At 65.3% G+C, this 11,578-nt stretch carries 9 protein-coding genes and 1 riboswitch; of the genes, 8 read left to right on the top strand and 1 reads right to left on the bottom strand.

Going from position 1 to position 11,578, the window contains the following annotated elements; translation table 11 throughout:
• The first annotated feature begins 118 nt into the window (after nucleotides 1-118).
• The 5 genes from E1956_RS22655 to E1956_RS22635 all read left to right on the top strand — a co-directional run bounded on the left by E1956_RS22655 (nucleotide 119) and on the right by E1956_RS22635 (nucleotide 6,184).
• The gene (locus E1956_RS22655; protein ID WP_134753110.1) at nucleotides 119-1,588 is read left to right on the top strand and encodes an amidase family protein; all 1,470 of its coding nucleotides are present in this window, start codon (nucleotides 119-121) and stop codon (nucleotides 1,586-1,588) included.
• Nucleotides 1,589-1,592: 4 nt separating this feature from the next.
• Nucleotides 1,593-1,802, top strand: coding sequence for a DUF3311 domain-containing protein (locus E1956_RS22650; protein WP_134753108.1), 210 nt, complete (start codon nucleotides 1,593-1,595; stop codon nucleotides 1,800-1,802).
• Between the two features lie 18 nt (nucleotides 1,803-1,820).
• A complete protein-coding gene (locus tag E1956_RS22645; protein ID WP_134753106.1) occupies nucleotides 1,821-3,212 on the top strand; it encodes a sodium:solute symporter family protein in 1,392 nt (463 codons plus the stop codon).
• Nucleotides 3,213-3,454: 242 nt separating this feature from the next.
• On the top strand, nucleotides 3,455-4,513 hold the full coding sequence (locus E1956_RS22640) for a beta-keto acid cleavage family enzyme (protein ID WP_134753104.1): 1,059 nt from the start codon (nucleotides 3,455-3,457) through the stop codon (nucleotides 4,511-4,513).
• 263 nt (nucleotides 4,514-4,776) lie between these two features.
• Nucleotides 4,777-4,888, top strand: a riboswitch (glycine riboswitch).
• Between the two features lie 42 nt (nucleotides 4,889-4,930).
• Nucleotides 4,931-6,184, top strand: coding sequence for a D-amino acid dehydrogenase (locus E1956_RS22635; RefSeq protein ID WP_134753102.1), 1,254 nt, complete (start codon nucleotides 4,931-4,933; stop codon nucleotides 6,182-6,184).
• Between the two features lie 18 nt (nucleotides 6,185-6,202).
• Here the strand turns inward: E1956_RS22635 and E1956_RS22630 are convergent, their stop codons facing one another.
• A complete protein-coding gene (locus E1956_RS22630; protein WP_134753100.1) occupies nucleotides 6,203-7,153 on the bottom strand; it encodes a LysR family transcriptional regulator in 951 nt (316 codons plus the stop codon).
• A gap of 175 nt (nucleotides 7,154-7,328) precedes the next feature.
• Between E1956_RS22630 and speB the strand changes: the two genes are divergently transcribed.
• From speB to E1956_RS22615, 3 genes are all read left to right on the top strand, one after another.
• Nucleotides 7,329-8,303 carry an agmatinase gene (speB, locus tag E1956_RS22625; protein ID WP_134753098.1) on the top strand — a complete coding sequence of 325 codons (975 nt, stop codon included), beginning with the start codon at nucleotides 7,329-7,331 and terminating at the stop codon, nucleotides 8,301-8,303.
• Between the two features lie 112 nt (nucleotides 8,304-8,415).
• Nucleotides 8,416-9,930 (top strand): aldehyde dehydrogenase family protein, encoded by a 1,515-nt coding sequence (locus tag E1956_RS22620; RefSeq protein WP_134753096.1) that lies wholly within the window; start codon nucleotides 8,416-8,418, stop codon nucleotides 9,928-9,930.
• A gap of 112 nt (nucleotides 9,931-10,042) precedes the next feature.
• The gene (locus E1956_RS22615) at nucleotides 10,043-11,575 is read left to right on the top strand and encodes a purine-cytosine permease family protein (protein ID WP_134753094.1); all 1,533 of its coding nucleotides are present in this window, start codon (nucleotides 10,043-10,045) and stop codon (nucleotides 11,573-11,575) included.
• Nucleotides 11,576-11,578 lie beyond the last annotated feature (3 nt).

The following is an 11,578-nucleotide window of genomic DNA, read 5'->3' as shown; positions in this document are numbered from 1 at the left end:
TATCGTCTTTTGCGATCGGGCTGTCCCAGTTAGCCTCTTTCCAGTCTCTGATGTTGGTCCGCGCGGTCAGGCGGGCATAAAAAAACGAAAGCCAATCGAGAGTCCTGGAGGAGCACATATGAGTCAAGCATGGTGGCGCCTGAGCGCAACGGAAATGTCCGCCCTCGTCGCGCGCCGCGACGTTTCATCGAAAGAACTCGTGGAGAGTTGCCTCGCGCGGCTGGAGGAAGTCAATCCGCATCTCAACGCGGTCGTGGACGTGCTTGCGGATAGCGCACTCGAAGCCGCCGCGGCGGCCGATGCCGCCGTTGGCCGGCGCGACGCCACTGGCCTGCTGCATGGCGTGCCGGTGACGGTCAAGGTGAACGTCGACATGGCGGGGCGCGCGACGTCCAACGGCGTGGTGGCCTACAAGGATCTGATCGCGCGCGAGGACAGCCCGGTCGTGGCGAATCTGCGCAAGGCCGGCGCGGTCATCATCGGCCGCACCAACGCGCCCGCGTTTTCGTACCGGTGGTTCACCGACAACGACCTCTACGGCAGAACGCTGAACCCCTGGGATGCCGGCCTGACGCCGGGCGGCTCCAGCGGCGGCGCTTCGGCGGCGGTGGCGGCCGGCATCGGCGCGATCGCACATGGCAACGATCTCGGTGGATCGATTCGTTATCCTGCGTATGCATGCGGCGTGGCGGGACTGCGGCCGACCACGGGGCGCGTGCCCGCCTACAACCCGTCGCAAAGCCGCGACCGCACGCTTGCGGTGCAGCTCGCTTCGGTGCAGGGGCCGCTCGCGCGCACGGTGGGCGACCTGCGCCTCGCGCTCGCGGCCATGGAGGGCGGCGATACGCGCGACGCCTGGTGGATGCCGGTAGCACCGACACCACTCGATGCATCGAACGCACCGAAGGGCGCCCTGGCGCCGTTTCCCACGCGGGTGGCGGTGTGCGCGCAACTGCCGGGCATTCCCACCGACCCGGTGGTGATCGCAGCGGTCCAGCAGGCCGCGCGCTGGCTCGAGGAAGCCGGCTGCGTCGTGGAGGAGGTGGTGCCGCCGCGCTTTGACGAAGCCTCAGAGCTGTGGTTGAAGCTCGTGACCAACGAGGCGCTCACCGGACTCGACAAGACCATTGAGGACTGCGGCGACCGCGCCATCCGCACGGCGTTCGGCAGCCAGCGCCGCATCGCGCCGACGCTCGACCTGGCCGGCTACATGGACGGCCTCTCGCAACGCACGGGCCTGTTGCGCGAATGGCAAGCCTTCTTCGCGCGCTATCCGCTGCTGCTGATGCCGGTGTCGTGCCAGCGTCCGTTCGCTATCGACGCCGACCAGCACGGCGACGACGCGATGCGCCGCATCCTGCAGGCGCAGGGCCCGCTGCTTGCGACAGCGGTGCTCGGTTTGCCGGGCTTGAGCGTGCCGCTCAGTGTGGCGGCATCCTCCGGCACTACCATGCCTTCGGGTGTGCAACTCGTAGCGGGCCGCTATGGCGAAGCGCTGTGCCTCGCCGCGGGAGAAGCCATCGAGGCGCGTGCGGGCGTCTTCACGCCGATCGATCCACTTGCCGCTGCTGTGCGCAGCATGGGGTGAGCCGATGCTAAGGGTTCTGATCGGGCTTGGATTGCCCTATGCCGGCGTGCTGGGGCTGCTGCCCTGGATCGCTTCCGCCGACGTCTACGTGCTGGGCGTACCGCTCGTGTACGCCTGGATGTTTCTGTGGTTCGTACTGACCTCGGCGTGTCTCTTCGTCTGCTGGCACGGCTTCGACAAGCACGCCGCCGACGCCACGCAGGACGATCTCTGATTGCAAGGGAGCACGCGCATGTCAACCGTAGTCTTCGCCGGCTTTATGCTGGCTTCGTTCGCACTTGCGTTGCTCTCGCGTCGCGGCGTGGGCACGCAGAGCGTGCAGGATTTTTTCGTCGCGTCGCGCCAGTTCGGCAGCGTGCTGGTCTTTTTTCTCGCTGCGGGAGAGATCTACAGCGTCGCCACGATGGTGGGCTTCGCGGGCGGCATCTACGCGAAGGGGCCGACCTACGGTGTCTGGTTTCTCGGCTATATTCTGCTTGCCTATCCGCTCGGCTATTTTCTCGGGCCGCGCATCTGGGAGGCGGGCAGGCGCTTCAATGCGATCACGCTGCCCGACCTGTTCAGGGGCCACTTTCAGGACCGCACGATCGAGCGCGTGGTCGCGCTCACGTCGATCCTGTTCCTGTTGCCGATGGCGCAACTCCAGTTCACTGGGCTTGCTGCCGCCTTACGCGGGCTGGGCTGGCAGTTCGAGACGCTGCATCTGGTCATCATCGCGGCGGCGCTCGCGCTCGTCTATATCATGATCGCCGGTATCCGCTCCTCGGCCTACGTCGCCGTGCTCAAGGACACGCTCATGGTCCTCGCGATCGTTGCCACCGGGGTTGCCGTGGCGCAGCGTGTAGGCGTGACGACGGTGTTCCACGAAGCCGGGCTGCAGGTGAGCAACCGCATGGATTCCACGCAACTGCGCTTTGCCATGAGCACGATTCTGTTCCAGTCGCTCGGCTTTCTCGCCATGCCATTCGGTGCGCAGATGTTCTTCACCGCGAAGAGCGCTAACACGATCCGGCGCAGCCAGATCGCCATGCCCCTGTATATGCTGATGTATCCGTTTCTCGTGATCGCGTCGTACTATGCGCTCAGCCAGCACTACAGCCTGAACTCGGCGAACGAGGCGTTCTTCGTGGCGGCCAACGACCTTCTGCCGCCATGGCTGCTCGGGCTCGTGGCGGCCGCCGCCGTGCTCTCCGCGCTGCTGGTGCTCACCGGCATGTGCCTCGCCATCGGGCCCATCGTCAGCCGCAATTTGCTGCCGGGCGTGGGCGGAGCGCAACAAAAGGCGGCCGCGAAGATCGTCATCGTGATCTATCTGGCCGTGTCGATCGTCATGACCAGCGCGACGCCGACATTGATGCTCACGCTCATCAACACGACCTATTACGGCGTCGGGCAATTCTTTCCGGGGCTAATTGCCGTGCTGTTCTCGATGCGCATCCGGCCCGCCGCGGTGACGGCCGGCATTCTCGCGGGAGATGGCCTGGCGCTCGCGTTCTACCTGGGCCGCTACGATCTCGGCGGCTTCAATCCTGGCTTGCTGTGCCTGGTAGTCAACTGCATGGTGATCGCGGTGCTCGAGTACGTGTTGCGGGCCACGCGGGCGAGTGGGGCGGTGCGGTCCTGAAGGCTTGACGAGGAGGCGCCGATATTCGGGCGCGCCATCGCGCGCCACCCCGCATCGCGCCGCGTCGATCAGTGACGGTGTTGCCGGCGCCTGTCATGGATAGTCAATCGACTGGCGCGCATGATCAAGCGGGGAATGGGCCCAAACCGGACAATGGCACGCATCACTATCGGGCGGCGCGCTGGACTCGCCAACGCGCTCGCCTGCGGATGCGACAGCCGCTTTCCCCCCGGAGACCCCGCATGAATTTTCTCGACGGCCACCTCTTTCCCGAGAATCAACAGCCCTTGATCATTACCGCGGCGCCTTACGCGCCAGGCTGGTTGCCCTCGGACTTTCCCGAGGACATTCCGGTCACCATGGATGAGCAGATCCAGAAAGCGGTGGACTGCTACAACGCGGGCGCCACGGTGCTGCATCTCCATGTGCGCGAACTCGATGGCAAGGGCAGCAAGCGTCTGTCGAAGTTCAACGAACTGATTGCCGGCGTGCGCAAGGCGGTGCCGGAGATGATCATCCAGGTGGGCGGCTCGATCTCGTTTGCGCCCGAAAACGAAGGGCAAGCGGCGAAGTGGCTCTCCGACGACACCCGCCACATGCTGGCCGAGCTCGAACCCACGCCGGACCAGGTCACGGTGACGGTCAATACTTCGCAGATGAATGTCACCGATCAGGCGGAAGACGCCGACTTCAAGGGCACCTCGCGCGAGAACCCGACGCTCTTTAACGCGTACAAGGAAATGACCGTGCCCGCACAGCCGGGCTGGGTCGAGGAGCACGTGCGCCGGCTGACGGCCAGGGGCATCCAGAGCGCGTTCCAGTGCTACAACCTCAACAGCTTCGAGTCGGTGGAGCGGCTGATGCGCCGCGGCTTCTACAAGGGCCCGCTGGTCATGAACTGGGTGGCGATCGCCGGCGGCATGGATACGCCGAACATCTACAGCCTCGGCAACTTCATCCGCGCGGTGCCCGACGGCGCGGTGGTCACGGTGGAGAGCAATGTGCGCAATGTACTGCCCGTGAACATGATGGGGATTGCGATGGGCCTGCACGTGCGTTGCGGCACGGAAGACTGCCTCTGGAACCAGAAGCGCACCGAAAAGATGAGCACCGTGAAGCAGATCGAGCAACTCGTGCGCATCTCGCGCGAATTCGGCCGCGATATCGCGACGGCGAAGGAGGCGCGCGAGATCAGCAAGATCGGTGTGTTCTACGACACGGTGGAGGAATCGCTGCACGCGAACGGCTTCGCACCGAACCGCAACGGCGGCACGCAAGGCTTCCTGCGCAAGACGGCTTGAGGCAGCGCCCGCGCGGTCCGGCTTTCATGCCGCGCCGGTATCACCTGTGCTTGCGGGGCGGCGCTTCGTGAGCGACGAGGGCCAGGGCCAAGCGTACGCGCAATCCTTCGCGAGGAAAAAAAATCGCTTGCAGCGGCAATAATGGCCCGCTATCTTTGCACTGTTCGATGAACTGCAGCGGGAGAGACTGTCACTGCGAAAGCATTTGACGGCGCCGACGGAGCAACCGCCCCGGAAACTCTCAGGCACAAGGACCCTGCAGCGAGAACACATCTGGAGAGCGGCGCGCAGGCGCCCACCGAAGGAGATTTCCGCCCGGCGTGCTGGATGCCGGCGCGGGAAGAAACTCTCAGGTACATGGACAGATGGGGCACGGTTGTCGGAAACGACAGTGCTCAATCTAATCTGGACCATGTCATGTCACGAATCGCCATCATTGGCGCCGGGATCACCGGCGTCACGACCGCTTACGCCCTTGCAAAGCGCGGCTTTCGCGTTACCGTGTTCGAACGCCACCGCTATAGCGCCATGGAGACGTCGTTCGCGAACGGCGGTCAGCTTTCGGCGTGCAATGCCGAAGTCTGGAACAACACCGCCACCGTCTTCAAAGGCCTGCGCTGGATGCTCACGCGCGACGCGCCGCTGCTCGTGAATCCGCTGCCCGCGTGGCACAAATATTCGTGGATGGCCGAATTTCTGCGGCAGATCCCGAACTATCGGGCCAACACGCTCGAAACGGTGCGCCTCGCAATGGCGGCCCGCGAGCACCTGTTCGAAACGGCCCGTAACGAAGGCATCGAGTTCGACCTCGAGCAGCGCGGCATCCTGCACATCTACAAGGACCGCAAGAGCTTTGACGTGGCCACGAAGGTCAACGCCGTCCTGACCGAAGGCGGCCTCGATCGCCGGCCCGTGACGCCGGCCGAGATCCGGGAGATCGAGCCGGCCCTGGAGGGCGCGTTTTTCGGTGGCTTCTTCACGCCCTCGGATTCGACCGGCGACATCCACAAGTTCACGCGCGGCCTCGCGATGGCGAGTGTGCGGCATGGCGTCGAATTCCACTACGACACGCAGATCGCCGCGATCCGGCGCGACCCGGGCGGCACGTTCACGCTCTCCACGCTGTCGCAGAACGATTCGCATGACGAAATATTCGAACGTATCGTCGTTTGTGCGGGCGTGAACAGCCGTGCATTCGCGTCGATGCTCGGCGACCACGTGAACGTGTATCCGGTGAAGGGCTATTCGATCACCGTAGGTCTCGACGACGAAAAGAGCCAGCGCGCGGCACCCTGGGTCAGCTTGCTCGACGAGAGCGCGAAGATCGTCACGAGCCGGCTCGGCGCCGACCGGTTCCGCGTGGCGGGCACGGCCGAGATCAACGGGTTCAACCGCGACATTCGCGCGGACCGTATCGCGCCGCTGGTCGAATGGACCCGCCGTCTGTTCCCGCAGGTCGACACGTCGCGCGTGATTCCGTGGGCGGGCCTGCGGCCCATGTTGCCGAGCATGCTGCCGAAGGTCGGCAGGGGGCGCATGCCGGGCGTGTTCTACAACACGGGGCACGGACATCTGGGCTGGACCTTGTCGGCCGCAACGGCGGAGAACGTCGCCGCGCTGATCGAGGGCATGGCCGGCACGGCTCAGGGCGTTCGCCTCGCGGCAGCCTGAGCGCGCGGCGCGCCGCGGCTACTTGCGGCGCGCGGGTTTTGTTGCGTCTCCGTGCCGGCCCGCGCGGTCATTCAGCCAGACCTCCTGCAGGTCGATCATGAACGCCTGCAGGATGGACGGCACGGCGGAGGCCCGGCGCGTCACCGCGCAAAAGGGTGACTGCATGCCGAACTGCTCGGGGCCGATGCGCCGCATGTCGTCGCGTTCCACCCAGCGCGCCGCATAGTGGTTGGGCAGGAATCCGATATATGCGCCGGAAAGAATCAGGATCGCCTGCGCTTCGACGTTGTCGACCGTCGCGGCGGCCTTGCTCGCGCTGAGCATCTTCAGATCGTGCTGCTGCAGGTAGCCGCGCGCCGCGATGCGGCTCGCAGCGATGGCTTCGATCTGAACGCCACCTTCCCCCGCCCCCGCAAACAGGGGGTTCCCCTTGCCGCAATAGAGCCCATCGGGTTCTTGATAGAGCTCGGTATAGGTGAGGCCCGGCACGTGGATCGGGAAGTGCCCGATCGCAACATGAAGCCTGCCGTCGAGCACGCGCTCCTCGAGCTCCGCCGGCGTGCCGATGTAGACGTCGACATGCACGTCTTCGCCGCGCGAAACGAACTTCTGCAAGGCCCGCGGCAGCGGCGAAGCGGTGTCCGTCACCGTGTTGTCGATGATGCCCAGATAGAGTCGGCCCGCGATATGCTGCTTCAGCGCGTCCGTGTCCATGCAGAACGCCTCTACGGCAACCTGCAGGCGCTGGGCCGCCTCGTACGTTGCGAGGCCGTGCTCGGTCAGGCGGAAGCCGCCGCGGCCGCGCTCGCACAGCTTGAGGCCGAGGCGCGTCTCGAGCGTGGTCATCTGCTCGCTGATGGTCGACTGGCTCACGTTCAGCGTTGCCTGGGCCGCTGAAAAGCCGCCGCATCGCACGACATGCATGAAAACCCTGAGTAGCTTGAGATCCACGTCCTGCAGTTGCGTCATTGCCCGCGTTCTCCATGATCGCTTGCTTCGGAAATTCCGATATGAATATCTGAACCCCGGGATTTTTGGTCAAAAATAATACCCACATAGTGTCTCAAAGCGGCGGCCCGATAAAAACCGGGTCGTTCACCGATTCCTGACTGGATGACCCAGCGGATCACACACGGAGACACTCATGCCGGGCAACACATACGAAAGCGGGCGGCTGGATTTGCCGTTCGTGGGCCATTGCACGTTCGCGAAATCGCCGGTCTGCCTCGACTGGGATCGCATCGACGCCGATGTGGCGATCCTCGGCGCGCCCAACGACATGGGCACGCAATGGCGCTCGGGGGCGCGCTTCGGGCCGCGCAGCATCCGCGAAGCGTCCACGCTGTTTTCGTTCGGCCACGCGGGAGCCTACGATCACGAAGACGACGCGCTCTATCTGACGCGCGACCAGGTGCGCATGGTGGACGTGGGCGACGCCGACATCGTCCACACCGACATGGCGGCGAGCAACGCCAACATCGAAAGCGCGGTGCGCAAGATTCTCGCGAATGGAGCGATGCCCGTGACGCTCGGCGGCGATCATTCGATTCACGCCCCGGTGATCCAGGCGTTCGAGGGCCATGGCCCGATTCACATCGTGCACTTCGACGCGCATCTGGATTTCGTCGACGAACGCCACGGCGTGCGTTACGGACACGGCAATCCGCTGCGGCGCGCTTCGGAGATGCAGCACATCAGCGGCATGACGCAGCTCGGCATCCGCAACGTTTCGTCGTCGAACCGCGGCGACTATGACGCCGCGCGAGCGGCGGGCTCCGACATTCTTTCCGTGCGCGACGTGCGCCGGCTCGGCGCGGAGGGCGTGCTGGCACGGATTCCCGAAGGCCGCGCCTACTACATCACGATCGACATCGACGGCTTCGATCCGTCCATCGCGCCGGGCACGGGCACGCCGAGCCATGGCGGCTTCACCTACTACGAAGTGCTGGAAATCATCCAGGGGCTCGCGCGCCGCAGCCACGGCAACGTGGTGGGCATGGACCTCGTGGAAGTCGCTCCGGCCTACGATCCGGCGGGCGTGACGCCCATTCTTGCGGCTCAACTGCTGCTGAATTCGATCGGCGTCATCTTTCACGCTCGCAGCCAGCATCGGCGCTAAGCCATTGAGTCATTGAGGCATTGAGGACCAGGGCCAGCGACGCAGGCAACGGCACGAAACATTAATGCGCGCGCCGTGGGCGCACGACGCCGCGCGAGATCAGGAGACAAGCTTGGATTCCATCGTACGAAACTATCTGGAGCAGTTCGGCGTGCGTGAAGCAACGCGGCGCTTTCTCGAGCAGCCGCAACGCATGTTCATCGCCGGCGCGTTCGTGCCGGGCAGCGAGGGCGAGGTGCTCGACGTGGTCGAGCCGTCCACCGAAGGCATCATCACGCAGATTCCGCTCGCCACGGCAGGCGACCTCGACCGTGCAGTCGCCGCGGCGCGCGGGCAGTTCGACGGCGGCGCGTGGCGGCGCCTCAAGCCGCTCAAGCGCGAGCGCCTGCTGCATCGCCTCGCCGATCTGATCGAGGCTCACGCCGACGAGCTGGCCGAGATCGAGTCGATCGACGTCGGCAAATCGGTGGCGAATGCGCGCGATGTGGATGTCCAGGGAACCGTCGACACGTTCCGCTATTTCGCGGGCTGGGCTTCCAAGCTGCACGGGCGCACCGTGGAGCCTTCGCTGCCCGGTCACTACCTCGCCTATACGCGCAAGGAGGCCGTGGGCGTGGTGGGGATCATCGTGCCGTGGAATTTCCCGCTGCAGACGCTGGCGTGGAAGCTGGCTGCGGCGCTCGCGGTGGGCTGCACGGCGGTGATCAAGCCCGCGGAGCTGACCTCGCTGTCGACGCTGCGCTTCGCCCAGCTCGTGCAGGAGGCCGGCATTCCCGACGGTGTGGTGAACGTCGTGACCGGGCGCGGCAATGTGATCGGCGCCGCCATGGCGCGCCACCCCGGCATCGACAAGGTGACGTTCACGGGCTCCACGGCGGTGGGGCGCGAGGTCGGCAGCGCGGCGCTCGACGGCGTCAAGCGCGTCACGCTCGAGCTGGGCGGCAAGTCGCCGGTGCTCGTGCTCGACGATGCGGACATCGAGGCCGCGGCGCGCGCGGTGGCGAACGGCATGTTCTTCAACTCGGGGCAGGTGTGCGACGCCGGCAGCCGCCTCTACGTGCAACGCAGCGTGCACGAACGCTTCCTCGCCGCGCTGATCGACTACACGCGCACGCTCAAGATCGCGCCGGGCCTCGATCGCGACTGCTTCATCAGCCCGCTCGTCTCGGCGCAGCAGAAGGCGCGTGTGACGTCGTATATCGAGGCGGGCCGTCGCGAAGGCGCGGAACTGGTGTATGGCGGGCGCAACGTGGAGGGATCGGGCTATTTCGTTCAACCGACGATCTTCGCGCATTGCCGCCCGGACATGCGCATCGTGAAGGAGGAGATCTTCGGGCCCGTGCTCGTGAGCGCGCCATTCGACGACCTGAGCGAGGCCGTCGCGCTCGCAAACGACACGCCGTATGGCCTCGCCGCGGCGATCTATTCGCGCGACCTGAATCGCGTGCATGCACTGGTGCCGAAGCTGCGCGCCGGCAGCGTCTACGTGAACGCGCATAGCACGATCGATCCGGCCATGCCGTTCGGCGGCTTCAAGGCATCGGGCTTTGGCAAGGACCTCGGCGCGGAGCAGCTCGACGCCCTGATGGAGACCAAGGCCGTCTGGATCACGCTGAACGACGCGTAGCGGCGCGTCGGTATCAAGTCTTCGATACGCGGCGGACCGGCCCGCTCTCGCGGGCCGCGCTCCGGGCGTCCTGTCTTTATGCAGCATCGTCCATTACGACATGGGGCACACGATGGAAGCAAACGAAAGAGTCGCGGCACGGATTGCAGCACCCAGCGCCGCCATCGGCGAGCACGGCGCGATCGAGGGGCATTCGATCGACTTCATTCCCGAGAGCGAGCGCACCGACCGGCTCTCGCGTCAAGGGCCGTTCTGGTTTCTCGGCAACTTCACGTTCTTCACGATGACCATCGGCTTCGTTGGGCCGAGCGTGGGCCTGAACGCGCTCTGGACGACCGTGGCCGGCACGCTCGGCATCATGTTCGGCACCTTGTTCATGGCGTTCCACGGCTCGCAGGGCCCGCATCTGGGCCTGCCGCAGATGATCCAGTCGCGCGCGCAGTTCGGCTATCGCGGCGTGGTCCTCGTGCTGCTCGCCACGCTGTTCGTGTTCGCGGGTTTCAATATCGTCAATCTCGTGCTGATGATGCAGGGCCTCAAGGCGCTGTTTGGCTGGGACCCGCTCAAGGTGGCGCTGGTCGTGACCGTGCCCGCGGCGGTCCTCGCCATCCTCGGCCACGACTGGATGCACCGCAGCTTCAAGTGGGCGTTGTATCTGTCGCTGCCGCTGTACGGCTTCGTCACGCTGGCGGTGCTCATGCACTGGGTGCCCGATCTGCCGCTGCCGGCGGCGCTGCCCGGCACGCCGCCGCCCGCGCCGCTTGGCTTCTGCTGGACCGGGTTCATCACGCAGTTCGCCGCTGCCGCGAGCTATAACATCGCTTACGCGCCCTATGTGTCGGACTATTCGCGCTATCTGCCAAAGAACACGCCGAGCGGCCGTCTGATCGCCGCGGTGTTCCTCGGGGCGTCGCTCTCGGGTGCCTGGATGATCGCCGTGGGCGGCTGGCTCGGCGACCACCTGCACGCCACCGACGTGCTCGTGGCGCTCAACCAGGTCGGCAGCGATCTGTCGCCGCGCCTCGGGAGCGTGGTGGTGGCCGTCACGATCGTGGCCTTCCTGCCCGTGATAGCGATGAACATCTACAGCGCCAAGCTCACGGCCATCACGGGCGTCGATTCGTTCAGGAAGATCGAGCCCACCGCCCGCGTGCGTGTGCTGGCGATTCTCTTCGTGGTGGTGCTTCAGCTCGGGGTCGCACTCAGCATCTATACGTCGGGCAAGGGGCTCTCGGTCCTGAATATCTACCTGGTGGTGATGCTCTACTTCCTCGTGCCCTGGACCGCCGTGAACCTCACGGACTACTTCTTCGTGCGCAAGGGCCGTTATGCGATCCCGCACTTCTTCCTGCCGCACAACAACATCTACGGCACATGGGGCGCACGCGGCCTGATGTCGTATGCGATCGGGTTTGCCGCGATGATCCCGTTCTTCTGCATCTTCGACGGCGCCAACGAAGTCTATGTCGGCCCGTTTGCGCGGGCGATGGGCAGCGTGGACCTGGCCTGGCTCGTGGGGCTGTTCGTCTCGGGCATGGCGTATTACCTGCTGAGCCGCTCGCTCGATCTTCGCCGCGAGGAGGCGCTCATCGCGCAGATCGAAAAGACCCTGCCTCAGTACACCACGGGCGACCAGCGCTTCTGAACG

Source organism: Paraburkholderia pallida (assembly GCF_004524855.1).
Classification (GTDB): Bacteria; Pseudomonadota; Gammaproteobacteria; order Burkholderiales; family Burkholderiaceae; genus Paraburkholderia; species Paraburkholderia oxyphila.
Note: the sequence above shows the minus strand (reverse complement) of the source record. Positions and strands in the feature narration are given on the sequence as shown.